10 protein-coding genes and 1 pseudogene are annotated in these 14,721 nt (G+C 63.1%); 6 read left to right on the top strand and 5 right to left on the bottom strand.

The features are described 5' to 3' along the window. Window positions 1-40: 40 nt before the first annotated feature. Window positions 41-2,761 (top strand): [protein-PII] uridylyltransferase, encoded by a 2,721-nt coding sequence (locus G7076_RS10820; protein WP_166202737.1) that lies wholly within the window; start codon window positions 41-43, stop codon window positions 2,759-2,761. Between the two features lie 56 nt (window positions 2,762-2,817). Here G7076_RS10820 and G7076_RS10825 read toward each other — a convergent pair whose 3' ends face one another. From G7076_RS10825 to thrS, 3 genes are all read right to left on the bottom strand, one after another. Beyond that, entirely contained in the window at window positions 2,818-5,934 is a 3,117-nt protein-coding gene (locus G7076_RS10825; protein ID WP_206367536.1) for a TonB-dependent receptor, read from the bottom strand. A 168-nt stretch (window positions 5,935-6,102) separates the two neighbouring features. Beyond that, the gene (gene infC, locus G7076_RS10830; protein ID WP_240913786.1) at window positions 6,103-6,621 is read right to left on the bottom strand and encodes a translation initiation factor IF-3; all 519 of its coding nucleotides are present in this window, start codon (window positions 6,619-6,621) and stop codon (window positions 6,103-6,105) included. A gap of 160 nt (window positions 6,622-6,781) precedes the next feature. Continuing rightward, window positions 6,782-8,794: a threonine--tRNA ligase gene (gene thrS, locus G7076_RS10835; RefSeq protein ID WP_166202741.1), complete on the bottom strand. Its 2,013-nt coding sequence runs from the start codon at window positions 8,792-8,794 to the stop codon at window positions 6,782-6,784. Between the two features lie 214 nt (window positions 8,795-9,008). Here thrS and G7076_RS10840 point away from each other — a divergent pair, with 214 nt between their 5' ends. Both G7076_RS10840 and G7076_RS10845 read left to right on the top strand, forming a co-directional pair. Continuing rightward, window positions 9,009-9,788 (top strand): alpha/beta hydrolase, encoded by a 780-nt coding sequence (locus G7076_RS10840; protein ID WP_166202743.1) that lies wholly within the window; start codon window positions 9,009-9,011, stop codon window positions 9,786-9,788. Beyond that, window positions 9,785-10,447: a tetratricopeptide repeat protein gene (locus G7076_RS10845; RefSeq protein WP_166202745.1), complete on the top strand. Its 663-nt coding sequence runs from the start codon at window positions 9,785-9,787 to the stop codon at window positions 10,445-10,447. Before G7076_RS10840 ends, G7076_RS10845 begins: the two co-directional genes overlap by 4 nt. Window positions 10,448-10,452: 5 nt before the next feature. On the opposite strand, the gene G7076_RS10850 is transcribed toward G7076_RS10845, so the two are convergent. Beyond that, window positions 10,453-11,193, bottom strand: coding sequence for an SIMPL domain-containing protein (locus G7076_RS10850; protein WP_166202747.1), 741 nt, complete (start codon window positions 11,191-11,193; stop codon window positions 10,453-10,455). A 127-nt stretch (window positions 11,194-11,320) separates the two neighbouring features. Between G7076_RS10850 and G7076_RS10855 the strand changes: the two genes are divergently transcribed. Genes G7076_RS10855 through G7076_RS10865 form a run of 3 tightly spaced genes read left to right on the top strand, consistent with a single transcriptional unit; the run spans window position 11,321 to window position 12,906 of the window. Next, entirely contained in the window at window positions 11,321-11,731 is a 411-nt protein-coding gene (locus G7076_RS10855; RefSeq protein ID WP_166203601.1) for a VOC family protein, read from the top strand. Beyond that, entirely contained in the window at window positions 11,731-12,459 is a 729-nt protein-coding gene (gene gloB, locus G7076_RS10860) for a hydroxyacylglutathione hydrolase (protein ID WP_166202748.1), read from the top strand. The genes G7076_RS10855 and gloB overlap by 1 nt, the downstream gene beginning before the upstream one ends. A 45-nt stretch (window positions 12,460-12,504) precedes the next feature. Then, window positions 12,505-12,906, top strand: a complete 402-nt coding sequence (locus tag G7076_RS10865; protein WP_166202750.1) for a hypothetical protein — start codon at window positions 12,505-12,507, stop codon at window positions 12,904-12,906. A 39-nt stretch (window positions 12,907-12,945) separates the two neighbouring features. Here G7076_RS10865 and G7076_RS10870 read toward each other — a convergent pair. Further along, window positions 12,946-14,720, bottom strand: a pseudogene (locus tag G7076_RS10870) (AMP-dependent synthetase/ligase). Between the last annotated feature and the right edge of the window lies 1 nt (window position 14,721).

Below are 14,721 nucleotides of genomic sequence, written 5' to 3' on the forward strand. Positions count from 1 at the left end.
TCTTCTCGCACCCGCGCCTTGGCTTTAGGGTGCGGGCACGATGTCAGCCCCTCGCTTCCATCTCGTCGCCGACCGGCGAGCGATTATCGACCGACGAGCCGTGGGCGAACGCTTAGCGCAGGCCGATAGGAACGCGCGCGGCGCCATCCTGAAGGCCGGGCTCGCCGACGGTAGAAGGGAAATTGCCCGACGCCTTTCGCAGGAGCCTGCGCGGGGCCGTACGGCAGCGGCCAGCATGGCCTATCTCGCTGACCAAATCGTGCGACTGTCATTCGACGCGGCCAGCGGCGCGCTGGGGGATCCAAACGAGAGTATTGCACTTGTCGGGCTGGGCGGAACGGGGCGCGGCGAAATGGCGCCGTATAGCGATGTCGACCTGCTATTCCTTGTACCGAAGGGCGCACATGGGACGTTAGCGCCGCTCGTCGAGGCAACGCTGTACCTGCTGTGGCAAATGGATTGGAAGGTGGGCCACGCCATCCGCGACGCGGATGAGGTCTTGGCTTCGTCGGCGGAGGACATCAGCGTCCGGACCGCATTCATGGAGTCGCGCTGGATCTGGGGCGATCAATCGTTGTTCGAACAGACGCGACAGCGCTTCGACAAGGACTTCTTGGAAAAGCAGGACAGAGACTTCGTGGCAGCGAAAATGGCAGAGCGCGACGAGCGGCACCGCAGGATGGGTGACAGCCGCTACCTTGTCGAGCCCAACGTCAAGGACGGGAAGGGCGGTCTGCGCGACCTCCAGACACTCAGATGGATCGCGAAGCAGGCTCTTGCCGTCGAGAGTAATTCGGGCTTCGTCGAGAAGTGCATATTCAGTGAAGCGGAGTATCGCCGGTTCGAACGGGCCGAACGATTTTTCTGGGCCGTGCGATGCCACCTCCACTTCGCGGCTGGTCGGCACGAAGAGCGGCTCGGCTTCGACTACCAGCGGCAGATCGCGCAACGCATGCATTACTCCGAGCGGCCGGGGAAATCGGCGGTTGAACGGTTCATGCACTTCTACTTCCTGCAGGCGAAGGCAGTCGGCGACCTGACCGGCGTGTTCCTCGCCCAGCTCGACGACCGGCTCGGCGCACGCGGGCGTCGATTCGCGCTCCCGACGTTCCGGCGGCGACCGAGCAAGCTAAACGGCTTTTGCCTCGATCGAGGGCGGCTGTCGGTTCCGGGCGATGATTTCCTCGCCGAAAAGCCTGTCCGGTTGATCGAACTCTTCGCGCTAGCGGCACGCGAAGGCCTGGAGGTGCATCCTAAGGCGATGAGACTCGCTGCGCGCGATGCCCGGCTGGTCGATCGTGTGCGGGACGATCCGCAGGCCAATGCGCTGTTCCTGGAAGTTCTGACCTGCAAGAACCACCCGGATGTGGTGCTGCGCTGGATGAACGAGGCGGGTGTTTTCGGGCGCTTCGTTCCAGATTTTGGCCGAGTCGTCGCCCAAATGCAGTTCGACATGTACCATCATTACACGGTCGACGAGCATACGATCCGGGCCATTGGCCTTCTGGCTGCGATCGAGCGCGGCGAATTGGCCAAGGACCATCCGCTGTCGACCGCCCTGTTCCGGCAGCTGGGATCGCGGCGCGTGCTTTACGTCGCCGTCCTGCTCCACGATATCGCCAAGGGCCGGGGCGGCGATCATAGCGAGATTGGCGCCGAGATCGCGCTGGAGCTTTGCCCGCGCTTCGGGCTCGATGCGGCCGAGACCGAGACGGTCGCCTGGCTCGTTCGCAACCATTTGCTCATGAGCCGGACTGCGCAGCGGCGCGACATCAGCGACCCCACCACCATCGCCGACTTCGCCGAGGCCGTGCAGAGCCCTGAGCGGCTCCGACTTCTGCTGATGCTCACGGTGGTCGACACCCGCGCCGTGGGGCCCGGCACATGGAACGACTGGAAGCGACGACTTCTGCGGCAATTGTACGATTCGGCGGAGGAGCGCCTTCGACTAGGCCACAAGCAGCGCGGCCGATCCGAGCGGATCGCGCTTCGGCAGCAGGAGCTTCGTGAAGAGCTGGATTGGCCGCCAGCCACCTGGAAGGCGCATGCGCGAAGGCTGCCGGAGAGTTACTGGCTGGCCGAGCCCCTGGCCTGGCAGAAATCGAACGCGCTGCAAATCGCGAACGCCGAAGCCCGGATCGGCGACCTGGAGCCGAGCGTAATCGCAGAAGACGAGCCGGAGCTGGCGGCAACGCGGATCAGCATTTTTTCGCCCGATCGCGTGGGACTGTTCTACCGGATCAGCGCCGGGCTGGCCTCGGCCGGAGCTTCGATCATCGATGCGCGGATCCATACGAGCCGCGACGGCATGGCGCTGGACAATTTGCTCGTTCACAACAGCCAGCGCCTCGCCTATGCCGACCGCCGATTGCGCAACCGCCTGGTCCGGGCCGTCGAAAAGGCAATCACATCGGAGAATCTACCGCTGCCGCCATCGGCCGGTCCGCTTGAGCCGCGAAGCGCGGCCTTCCACATTGCGCCGTCCGTCATCGTCGCTCCGCGCGCGTCGAACCGGACAACCGTTGTCGAGGTGAATGCCCGCGATCGCAGCGGCCTGCTCGCCCGGCTTGCGCTGGCAATCCATACGGAAGGTCACCAGGTTCATTCGGCCCACATCGCAACCTACGGCGAGCGCGCGGTGGATACGTTCTACCTCACGAATGCCCAGGGACGGAAGCTGACCGCCGAAGAAGCCGAGAAATTGCGGGCCGCACTCCTTGGTGCGGCCGCCGAAGCCACCTCCGAGCGCGACGCCGCATAGAAAAAGGGGCCCGCCTGAAGGCGAGGCCCCTCTCCCCCGTTTGAAAACGGTGTGCCTCAGCCGCGTTCCGGCGCCGGCGGAGGCGGTGGCGGCGGAGGCGGCGGCGGGCAGCTTTCCGTCGCCAGGATCACTGAGCCGTCCGGGCAGGTCTGCGTGGCGGGCGGCGCCGGCGGTGGCGGCGGCGCCTCGACCACATCCTCGACCACACGCGGAGTCGGCTGGAACTTCGCCTTCAACGTCAGACCGTAGGTGCGCGGCTCGCCAAGGAACGCCGCGTATAGCTGGTTGGAACGGTTGGCCGGAAGCGGCGGATTACAGAAGCCATTGGCGGCCCCGCGCTCAGTGCAGCTTCCCTGCAGGAAGGCGTCGAAGCCGATCTGGGTGAACTTCTCGTTGAAGATGTTGTTCGCCCAAAGTTCGACAGCCCAACTGCGGCTCGCGCCGGTGAGACCGATGCGGCCGTTGACCACCGTGAACCCTTCTTGGGTCTTTTCGAGGTCGAGGTCGGAACCGGTGTTGTATTCGGCCATGTGACGAACGTCGAAATAGACCAGACCGCGAAGCCCGCTGCCGCCGATCGGCGGTGTCCAGGTCACGGAGCCCGTAAGGGTCCAAGGCGATGCGTTCGATACGCGCCGTCCCGGAAGCTGGAACAAGGCGTTGGACAGCGGGCGCCCGTCTGCGCCGACCAGGTCATCCCGGTATTTCGTGTCCGAGTAGGTCACGCCGCCGTTGACCATCAGGTTGTTCATCGGCCGGGTGAACAGTTCGACCTCGACGCCCTGCGACTTTACGCCGGCGCGTTCCTTGCCGGTGCAGGCACCGGTGGTCGGGCTGTTGTCGCTGTCTGCGCCGTCGAGTCCGTCAGAGCAGCTATTGATATTCTCGACGATGAAGTTGACGCCGTTGAACGTGTTGAGCTGGAAGTTTTTGAACAGCTGGTGGAACACCGCGACGTTCACGTCGAACCACGAGCCATTGTACTTCAGGCCAAGCTCCCAGGCGTCGTTCGTCTCGGGCTTGAACTCCAGCTGCGAGATGTCCGAGGGGACGCAGCCGACGGGCTGCGGCCCGCTTTGCGGGCAGACCGCGCCGGCAACCGGAAGGCCGAACGAATTCAGTGAGACCTGACGCGAAAAGGCGCTGCGATCGAGGTTGAAGCCCCCGGCTTTGTAGCCACGCGAATAGCTCAGGTAGGTCAGCAAGCGGTCAGTCGGCTTAAAGCTCAAGACAGCGGTCCCGCTGAGCTCCTCTTCCTCGTGCTTTCCATCGTAGTCCTGGGCGCCGCCCGGGACCCGCGGAAGAGCGCACGGCAACTGTGCCAGCGAGCTGCCGCTGAAGGCGGCGCACGACGTCAAATTGTCCCTCAGCTCCGCGTCCAGCTCCTTGACCTCATTGGTGTAGCGAAGCCCGACGGTCAGCTTGAGGTTCGGGGTAATCGCGAAGATATTGTGCGTGAACAGCGCGTAATTGTTGCTGGTCTGATCGAAGTCGTCGACGAGGCCCTGGTCCTCGAACAGGAACGGAACGCCGCTGATCTGCCCGAGGTTCTGGAAACCGTTGTTCGTGAACGAGTAAGGCCCAAAGTTGTTCACGCTGAAGTTCACACCGGGAATTCCAGCCGGAAGACCGGTATTATTCAGCCGCGCGAATGCGCCGAGCGCGGTGATGTTTTGGGCCAATGCGGCCGCAGCAGTGAAGTTCGAGGCCGCGACCGCCGCATTATACTGGGCGACCAGTCCGACGACTGGAGCATCGCGGACGCCCTGAGCGATGGCGCTGTTGAAGCAGGTGTCGCCGTCGGAAGGCGTGATCAGCCCCGGCTGGGCGGTCAGGCGCGCAAAGGTCGACGCCGAAAGACAGCTCGCCAGGTCGTCGAAGTCGCGCCCGTAGCGCAGCGAATCCCGGCTGTGGAGCTTCTCGTTGGCGTAATAGCCACCGATCAACCAATCGAGCCGGTCGTTAAACGTGGTGCCCTGAAGTCGGAGCTCCTGGCTGAAAGTCTTGAACCGGTTGAAGGCGGTTCCATCATCCGGACGATAAGCGAGATCGAGGTTCGAATAGTCGATGTCGGTACCGCGAATGAGGTTGTTGTAGCGGTAAGCCGTGATGCTGGTGATCTCGGCCCCGCCGAAATCGTAGGTGGCTTCCGCCGAGAAGCCCCAATCCTTGACGTCGCCGCGATAGCTGCGCCCTTCGGAAATCACGACGTCGCGGTCGAACGTGTCGTCCGGAATAATCCCGCCGATGCCTTGGAGAATCGGAGCAAAGGACGAAGGCACGCGGTCCGCGCCGCCGTTGCCGTCACCTAGAGCATCGGAGACGGGAAGGTAGGGCGCAGCGCAACACTCTTCGTCACGCTTCGAGTAATCGCCGATGACTCGAAGCGAGAAATTGTCGTCCGGCTGGTACAGAATCTGCCCGCGAAGCAGCCAGCGGTCGCGATCGTTGACGTCGCGTCCGGAAATGATGTCCTCCACGAAGCCGTCGCGCTTCATCAGGACGCCATCGATGCGGGCGGCCAGCGTATCGGAGATCGGGCCCGTTATGCCGAGTTCAAAGCGGCGGAGGTCGTAATTGCCGATGGTCGCTTCGCCGGTAATTTCAGTGTTGAAGCGCGGTTTGGCGGTGATGACGTGGATAAGGCCGGCGGACGTGTTGCGTCCGAACAAGGTTCCTTGTGGGCCGCGAAGCACCTCGACCCGGTCGATCGGTCCAAGCTCGGTAAGGCCCGAGCCGACGCGGCTACGGTAGACGCCATCGATAAAGACGCCGACCGAGCTTTCGAGGCCGGGGTTATCGCCAACGGTACCGATGCCCCGGATACGGGCAGTCGAGGCGCCGCCTTCCGACTGGGTCGAAGAAACGAGCAGCGAGGGGCTGACCTGCTGCATCTGACGAATGTCGCTCGCGCCGGTGTTCTCGAACGATTCCGCCGTGACGGCCGAAACCGCCAGGGGAACGTCGCTAAGCGCCTCGTTACGGCGGGTCGCAGTGACCACGATCGGGCTGTCATCGGCCGCTTCGGCCTGCTGGTCCGCAGTGTCGACATTGGCAGCTTCGGTCGGCGCCTCGGCCGGGGTCGAAGGCTGCGGCTCCGTCGTCTCTTGAGCGAACGCAGGGACCGTAAGGGTCAGGAAAGCCGCCGAAAGCAGCCAAGGCGATTTGCGCATCTTTACCCCTCCATAGGCCGCGTGCCGATTTCGGCTACGCGTATGGAGGAAAGCTAATCCAGAGCGGACCGCCAAGGAAGCGAGACAGAGAGGTGTCTCGCAAATCACGGGGATTTGCGACAGAAATGCAACAGTGACCGGGAAAGGGCCGGTTTCCGTAACGGCAGCTTACTTCGGTGCGAGCACCATCAGCATCTGCCGGCCTTCCATACGGGGATGCGCCTCGATCTTGGCGATGTCGGCGACCTGCTCCGAAGCGCGCTGGAGAACCGCCATGCCGAGCTGGCCATGGGCCATTTCGCGGCCGCGGAAACGCATGGTCAGCTTGACCTTGTCGCCCTCTTCCAGGAACTCGACGACCTTTTTCATCTTGGTGTCATAGTCGTGGTCGTCGATGTTGGGACGCATTTTGATCTCCTTGATCTCCTGCGTCTTCTGCTTCTTGCGCTGCTCGTTGGCCTTCTTCTGCGCTTCGTATTTGTAGCGGCCGATATCGAGGAACTTGGCGACGGGCGGATCGGCGCCGGGGCTGATCTCGACGAGGTCGAGACCGACCTCCTGTGCTTGCTCGAACGCCTCGCGAGTAAACATGACGCCCAGATTCTCGCCATTTTCATCGATTACCCTAACCTTCGGGGCCTGGATGAACTGATTGTAGCGGGGGCCGGTCATCGGCGGCGGCGTCATTGGCCGCCTCATCGGGGGTCGTATAGCAAGCTCTCCTTTTTGAGTCGTTGGTTACGGCGGCGAGTTAGTCGCTTCGCACGCTCAAGGGAAGGGCGGCACCGAGCAAGCGGCCATTTTTACGCCGCGCTGTGGCGGCATGACGTCAGGCGGCAGAGCGGAACTAGCGTAAGTCCGGCGGCGTCGCTTCCGCGCTGAACAGCCCGATCGCCTCCTCGAGACCCATCACCCTCTGATGCTCCTCGCTGCCCAAGCGACGAACGGCGACGGTGCCTTCCTCCGCCTCGCGCTTGCCGACGACCAAGAGCAGCGGGACCTTTGCCAGGCTGTGCTCGCGCACCTTGTAGTTGATCTTCTCGTTGCGAAGATCGGCTTCGGCGCGAAGACCGGCCGACTGAAGCGCCGCCACCACCTTGCGCGCATAGTCGTCGGCATCGCTGACGATGGTCGCGACGACGACCTGGCGCGGTGCGAGCCACAGCGGGAACTTGCCGGCGTGATGCTCGATGAGGATTCCGATGAACCGCTCGAACGTGCCGAGGATCGCACGGTGGAGCATCACCGGGCGGTGCTTCTCGCCGTCCTCGCCGATGTAATAGGCATCGAGCCGCTCGGGAAGGACCGTATCGGTCTGGATCGTTCCGACCTGCCAAGTGCGGCCGATCGCGTCGGTCAGGTGGAACTCCAGCTTCGGCGCGTAGAAAGCACCCTCTCCCGGGAGCTCTTCCCAGCCATATTCCTCGGTGTTGCGTCCGGTCGCGGCGACGGCATCGCGCAAGGACTGTTCCGACCAGTCCCACATCTCGTCCGAGCCGAAACGCTTTTCCGGCCTGAGCGCGAGCTTGATCGCATATTTGTCGAAGCCCAAGTCCTTGTAGATCCGGTCGAGCAGGTCGCAGAAGGTTTTCACCTCCTCGATCAGCTGGTCCTCACGGACGAAGATGTGCGCATCGTCCTGCGTGAACTGGCGCACGCGCATGATCCCGTGGAGCGCGCCATGCGGCTCGTTGCGGTGGCAACAGCCGAACTCCGCCATGCGGATCGGCAGTTCCTTGTAGCTGGTGATGCCCTGCTTGAAGATCAGCACATGCGCCGGGCAGTTCATCGGTTTCAGCGCCATCATCTCGGCCTGGCCGGTGATGACCGGAGCGTCGTCCTCGACGTTCGGAATCTCGTCGGGGACGACGAACATATTCTCGCGATACTTGCCCCAGTGGCCGCTCTTCTCCCACTGGCGGGAGTCCATCAGCTGCGGAGTCTTGACCTCCTGGTAGCCGGCCGCGTCGAGCTGGCGGCGCATATACGCCTCCAGCTGGCGCCACAGGATGAAGCCGTTGGGGTGCCAGAAGACGCTGCCGTGCGCCTCGGCCTGGAGGTGGAAAAGATCCATCTCCTGCCCGATTTTGCGGTGGTCGCGCTTGGCCGCTTCTTCGAGCCGGACGAGATGCTCGTCCAGCTGCCTCTTGTTGAGCCAGGCGGTTCCGTAAATGCGGCTCAGCATCGGGTTGTTCTGGTCGCCGCGCCAGTAAGCGCCCGACACGCGGGTCAGCTTGAAAGCCTTGGGGTCGAGCTTGCCTGTCGAGGCAAGGTGCGGCCCGCGGCACAGGTCGATCCAGTCCGCCTCGCCATGCCCCGTCTTGTACATGGTGATCGGCTCGTTCGCAGGGAGCTCCATCACCCACTCCGCCTTAAAGCTCTCGCCATGGTCGATGAAGAATTGGCGGACGCGCTCGCGGTCCCACACTTCGCGGACCAGCGGCTTGTCGGCGGCGATGACGCGGCGCATTTCCTCCTCAATGGCCGGCAGGTCCTCGTCGGTGAACGGACCGCGACCGGGAGCCGGCGCAAAATCGTAATAGAAACCGTCGTCGGTCGCCGGGCCGAAGGTGATCTGTGTTCCGGGAAAGATATTCTGGACGGCTTCCGCGAGCACGTGCGCGAAGTCGTGGCGGACGAGTTCCAGCGCGTCCTTCTCGTCACGCGCGGTGACCAGCGCAAGCTGGCTGTCGCCTTCGAACGGTCGGTTAAGGTCGCGAAGCTCGCCGTCGATACGCGCCGCCAGCGCCGCCTTGGCGAGGCCGGGGCCGATCGCAGCAGCAACATCGGCGGGCGTCGATCCGTGGGGCATCTCGCGAACAGAACCGTCGGGCAGCGAAATCTTGAGCATCTCGGACATGGGTTTGCCACTAGTGCAGCGCACAAACTGCTTCAAGCACGCCTATCGATCGGCGCACTGACTTGCGACTAGATCCATGATCCAGCTCCGTCAGCCGGAGACTGTCCGGGCGGCGATCATCTGCGCTGCACGCGAGGCTTCGTATGTGGTCGGATCGGTCTGTTGAGCTTGGTGCGGCTGGAACCTGCGGCCAGCGCTTGCTACGGGGCCGCCCATGACAACGCCCCTGCCCATCGAGCCGCCCGCCCTGTCCTACTTCGATCCCGGCGATGGCCGGCGCATCGCCTATCGGTTTCGCCCGCAGCACGAGAAGGTCAAGGGACCGACGCTGATGTTCCTGCCCGGATACGCGTCAGACATGGACGGTACGAAGGCGACGGAAATCGACAAGTTCGCGGCTGCCGCCGGCCTCGCCTGCCTGCGTCTCGATTACAGCGGCACCGGGTCGAGCGGCGGCGAATTCAGCGCAGGGACTCTCGACCGCTGGCTGGAGGAAGTCCTCGCGGCGATCGACATGCTGACCGACGGGCCGGTGCTAGTGATCGGCTCCTCGATGGGCGGCTGGCTTGCGCTTCATGCGGCGCTCAAGCGTCCGGACCGGGTCAAAGGCGTCGTCGGAATCGCCGCCGCTCCCAACTTCACTGACTGGGGATTCACCCAGGAGGAAAAGGAAATCATCTGGAACGACGGCAAGCTCGAGACGCCGAGCCCTTATGGCGACGGGCCCCAGGTCACGTATCGCGATTTCTGGAAGTCGGGCGAGAACATGCGACTGATCTACAAGCCGATCATGGTCGAATGCCCGGTTCGCTTGATCCATGGCGACAAGGACGACGAAGTACCGATCGGAGTCGCGTTCAAAACCCTGGAGGACCTGCATTCAGGCGACGTGCAGCTCAACATCGTCAAATGGGGCGATCACCGGCTGTCGAAGCCGCACGAGATTGAAACGATCCTTCGAACCATCGTTGCATTGGCCGAGAAAATAAGATGATCTTCCTGTTCGCGGCCGCCGCTCTCGTTGCCGCCGATTGCCCAACCGAAGCGACCACCCAGGCCGCCGTTTGCAAGGCGCTCGTCGCCCAGAAGAACGGACAGTTTGCCGCGTCGGCGACGGAATTCGAGACCGCAGCGATACGGGCGAAGCCCGGCGATCCTGCTGCCGACCGAATGCTGGCCGCGGCAGGCAACATGTGGATCGCGGCCAACGAGCCCGCGAAAGCTGCGGTGGCATTGGACAAGGCGCTTGCGGGGAAAGGCCTCCTCGCCGACCAGCGCGGCAACGCCCTGCTCGACCGGGCGCGCGCTGCCGAAGCGCAAAACGATCTCAAGACCGCTCGTGCTCGGCTTACGGAGGCCCTGCCGTCGATTAGCGAGGATTCCTTCGCGTGGTATTTCTCGGCCGCGCTCGCCGTTCGCGAGAACGATCTCAAAACCGCCGAGGCCGCCATCCTAAAGGCGATGACGCTCGCGCCCAATGACTCGGAAATCCTGTTCGAGGCGGGCCATATCGCCCAGCTCGGCGGCGACGAGGCCAAAGCCCGTGGTTTGTGGCAGCGGGCGACGGCAGCCAATCCCAACGGGCCGGGCGGGACCGCGGCCAAGAAGGCGCTCGACTTTCTGGACCGGCCGGCCCCGAACGCCTCCCGCTAGAGCGACTATCCAGCGATATCGTAGTCGATCGTCGTCACAACCCGGACTTTCTGGAAGGGCGAGTCCGAACCCTCGGAGCCTTCTTCACTGTCCGCGCCGTCGCGCGGGCCGATCGAGAAGTAGCCCTGACTGGCATTTCGGATTTGGCCAACCTCGGAGCCGCTGTCACGCGCGAATTGCTCCGCGCTTTCACGGGCACGCACGGTCGCCTCGGCGATCATCGCGGGCTTGAGCTCGTTGAGCTTGGTGAAGCTGAAGTTGAGCGAGCTGCTGTCTAGCTCGACGCCTTCTTTGAGCAGGTTGGCGAGCGCCTCATTGGCGCGCTTGGCCCGCATCACGTCGGTGGTCCGAAGCTCGATCGAGCGGCTGACCGTGACCCGCTCGCCGGCCGGGTTGCCGTCCCGGTCGGTGAGATTGCGGCGCTCGAACGACACGCCGCTGTCGGTCATGTCGCCCGGCTTGAAACCGGCACGTAGAAAGAAACGGCGCACGGCGGCAGACTGCTGTTCGACCCGTGCGTTGACACCGGCAAGCTCGCTACCTTCGTCGCTGAAACTAATCGTCCAGGTCGCGAGATTGGCCGTAACGTCGCGTTCCGAAACACCGCGGACCGCAATCGACCGCTCGGCGCTTTTTGCCCGCCGCAGCCCGTCACCCAGAAGGTATCCGCCTGCCATCAGTGAGAAAGAGAAAATTCCGACTGCTCCGAGCAATAAAGCACGGTCGCCTTGAAGTTTGCCGATCATGGAACGACACTCTTGATTCGTCGTCTCTATTGACGGCCACCGGACACGATTGCCGGTCACGGTCGTCGACGAACCGTGCTTTTTTAGCGATGAATTGAGCGAGGCTAAAGTGAAATTTCTTCATTCGATGCTCCGGGTGCACGATCCCGAGGCTACTGTTGCATTCTTTCAACTGCTCGGACTCGAGGAGCGCCGGCGGATGGACAGTGCGACGGGGCGCTTCACGCTCATATTCCTCGGCGTGCCCGGCGAGGATGCGGAGGTGGAACTGACATACAACTGGCCGCCGGAAAACGGCGAACCGGAGCGTTACGAAGGCGGACGCAACTTCGGCCACCTCGCCTATCGGGTCGACAATATCTACGACCACTGCCAGCGGCTGATGGACGCCGGCGTGACGATCAACCGCCCGCCGCGCGAAGGGCAAATGGCGTTCGTAAAATCGCCGGACGGAATCTCAATTGAGCTGCTTCAGAAGGGCGAGAACCTGCCGCCTGCCGAACCGTGGGCATCGATGCCGAACAGCGGGAATTGGTGATGCCGATCGAGATCGTGCCAGTCCCGGCGTTCAACGACAATTATCTTTGGCTGGCGCACGATCCGGAAAGCGGGTCGACGGCCGTAGTCGATCCGGGCGATGGGGAGGTGGTCCTCGCCGCTGCAGCGGAGCGCGGCTGGATCATCGACAAGATCTTCAACACGCACTGGCATCCGGATCACACTGGCGGCAATCGCAGGGTCAAGGAGGCAATCGGAGCCACACTTTATGGTCCCGCGGCTGAAGGCGCCAAAATCGCCGGCCTCGACGTGCCGCTCAGGGAAGGCGACCGGGTCCGCATCGGCAAGCACGAAGCGGAGGTCTGGGAAGTGCCCGGCCATACCTTGGGTCACATCGCTTACGTCTTCCGCGACGACGGGCTCGCGTTCGTTGGCGACACATTGTTCGCGATGGGCTGCGGACGACTGTTCGAAGGAACGGCGGCGCAAATGTTTCACTCGCTAGGGCGCATCGCGGAATTGCCCGAAGCAACGCGGCTCTATCCGGCCCACGAATATACGCTGTCCAACGCGCGCTTCTCGGCTCATGCGGCGCCGGGCGATGCCGCCGTCGCCCAACGGCTGGAGAAGATCGCGGCGATGCGCGACCGCGGCGAGATCACGCTTCCGACAACGGTGTCGGAGGAGCGCGCCACCAACCTGTTCGTCCGCGCCGGGACTGTCGAGGAATTTGCTCGCTTGCGGACGATGAAGGACAATTTCGCCTAAAGCCTTTCACCGGCCTGTGCGTTATAAGGCTTCAAGGAGGTCGAAATGCGAATCTGGATGATCGGTCTTGCCGCCCTGACTCTCGCCGCTTGCGAGAGCACCATGGAGCCGACTGGCCGTTCCGAGCGCGACCAGGCGATCTACGATCGCGAGCTTGCGGGCAAGGTCGCAGGCAAGGTGGAGAAGTGCCTGCCGCTGCATCGCAGCCGCGACATGGAGGTGATCGACGACCACACCATCCTGTTCCGCGACGGCAACACCGTCTACGTCAACACGACGCTTGGCGACTGCAACAACATGTCCGACGACAGCTATGCGCTCGTGACCCGCAATGTCGGCCCGCAATTGTGCCGTGGCGACCTCGCGACGGTGACGGACGCCAGCAGCGGAATGACGGTCGGAAGCTGCTCGCTTGGCGATTTCGTGCCTTATCGCCCCGCGTCATAACCAGCGGGTTCTCGGCTGTCTTTCGGACAGCCTACGCTGCTACTTCTTGTAAAGCGCGTCGAGCCGCTCCCCGTAATGCTTGCGGATCACATGGCGCCGGATCTTGAGTGACGGGGTCAGCATCTCATTCTCGACCGTGAATGGCGCGTCGGCGACGATGAAGCGGCGTACCTTTTCGATCACGCTGACATCTTTGTTGACGCGATCGACCGCCGCCGAGAGTTGCTTCATCACATCCGGCCCCTTGGCATATTCCGGATCGGGGACGAGCAGTCCGACGAGGTAGGGGTGGCGGTCGCCATGGACCATGGCCTGCAATATCTCCGGCTGGAGAGTCAGCATGCCCTCGACCCGTTGCGGTGAGACGTTGTCGCCCTTGTCGTTGACGATCAGGTCTTTCTTGCGATCAGTGATGACGATCCGGCCCTTGTCGTCGAGGTGGCCGATGTCGCCGGTTCCCAGCCACCCGTCGCGGAGCACGCGGGCCGTCTCCTCGTCATTGTACCAATAGCCGTGCATGACGTTCTCGCCGCGCACCATGATTTCACCGTCGTCCGCGATCCGAACCTCGGTGTTGAGCAGCGGCGGCCCGACAGTCTCCATACGGATTCCGACGCTCGGGCGATTGCAGCTGATGACCGGCCCGGCCTCCGTCTGCCCATAGCCCTGAAGCATCGACAGGCCCATGGCTTGGAAGAACAGGCCGACGTCGGGATTGAGCGGCGCCCCGCCCGAAACCATGGCCTTCATCCGGCCGCCGAATTTCGTCTTCACTTTCTTGCGCAAGGTCAGTGAGAGAATGCCGTCCATCGGCAGATCCCACGGCACGTTGCGCCCATGGTAGCGCCTGGTCTCGATCGAAAGGGCGCGTCCAAGCAGGTAGGCTGCGAGCCCGCCTTCTTTTTCGACCGCCTTGATCATCCGCGCGCGAAGCATCTCAAACAGGCGGGGGACGACGACCATGATCGTCGGACGAACTTCTTCGATGTTGGCGGCAAGCTTTTCGAGGCTTTCGGCGTAATAGATCTGCGCACCAAGACTGACCGGGAAGTGCTGGCCGCCGGTATGCTCATAAGCGTGGCTCGCGGGAAGGAAGGACAGGAATATTTCTTGGTCCCAGCCAAAGTCATTGGCGATGACGTCGACGCACGCCTCACAATTGTGGAGGATCATGCCGTGATGCTGCATGACGCCGCGCGGCGCGCCGCCGGTGCCGCTAGTGTAAATGAGGCAGGCGAGATCCTGACGGCCGACCTTGGCCATGCATTCTTCGAGGGCACCGACATCCGATGCGCCCGAAACGAGATCCTTCCAGAAATGGAATTCGGCGATTTCAGACGATTGACCGGTGATCACTTCGTCGATCGAGATGACGTGCTTGCATGTCGATTCGAACAGGACGGCGGGAAGCAGGGGCCGGCAAGCTTCTGGGTCGAGACGATGACGGCCGAAGCGCCGCTGTTGGCAAGGATGTGCTGATGATCGCGCGTCGTGTTGGTAGTGTAGGTCGGTACGGTCACGCACCCCGCGGCCATGATTCCAAGGTCTGCAATCAGCCATTCCGGCCGGTTTTCGCTCACCAGCATGACGCGGTCGCCCGGCCTGAGCCCGATCCGCTTCAATCCGTCGGCCAGCGCGGCGACCTGACGGACAGCCTCGGTCCAGCTGATCGACTTCCACGCGCCCTCGCGCTTGGCCCAAAGGAACGGCTTGTCGCCTTGTTCCCTGGCGCGTGTCAGGAACATCGTGACCAGGTTGGGAAAATGTTCGAGTTTCGTTTTCGCCACCTCTGCCGATCCCCTCCTGCCGGACATT

The organism is Sphingomonas sp. HDW15A (genome assembly GCF_011301715.1).
In the GTDB taxonomy this organism is placed as follows: domain Bacteria; phylum Pseudomonadota; class Alphaproteobacteria; order Sphingomonadales; family Sphingomonadaceae; genus Sphingomicrobium.

Coding starts and splice junctions, on each gene's coding strand:
- G7076_RS10820 (WP_166202737.1), top strand. CDS start 41: ATGTCAGCCCCTCGCTTCCATCTCGTCGCCGACCGGCGAGCGATTATC.
- G7076_RS10825 (WP_206367536.1), bottom strand. CDS start 5,934: ATGCGCAAATCGCCTTGGCTGCTTTCGGCGGCTTTCCTGACCCTTACG.
- infC (WP_240913786.1), bottom strand. CDS start 6,621: ATGACGCCGCCGCCGATGACCGGCCCCCGCTACAATCAGTTCATCCAG.
- thrS (WP_166202741.1), bottom strand. CDS start 8,794: ATGTCCGAGATGCTCAAGATTTCGCTGCCCGACGGTTCTGTTCGCGAG.
- G7076_RS10840 (WP_166202743.1), top strand. CDS start 9,009: ATGACAACGCCCCTGCCCATCGAGCCGCCCGCCCTGTCCTACTTCGAT.
- G7076_RS10845 (WP_166202745.1), top strand. CDS start 9,785: ATGATCTTCCTGTTCGCGGCCGCCGCTCTCGTTGCCGCCGATTGCCCA.
- G7076_RS10850 (WP_166202747.1), bottom strand. CDS start 11,193: ATGATCGGCAAACTTCAAGGCGACCGTGCTTTATTGCTCGGAGCAGTC.
- G7076_RS10855 (WP_166203601.1), top strand. CDS start 11,321: ATGCTCCGGGTGCACGATCCCGAGGCTACTGTTGCATTCTTTCAACTG.
- gloB (WP_166202748.1), top strand. CDS start 11,731: ATGCCGATCGAGATCGTGCCAGTCCCGGCGTTCAACGACAATTATCTT.
- G7076_RS10865 (WP_166202750.1), top strand. CDS start 12,505: ATGCGAATCTGGATGATCGGTCTTGCCGCCCTGACTCTCGCCGCTTGC.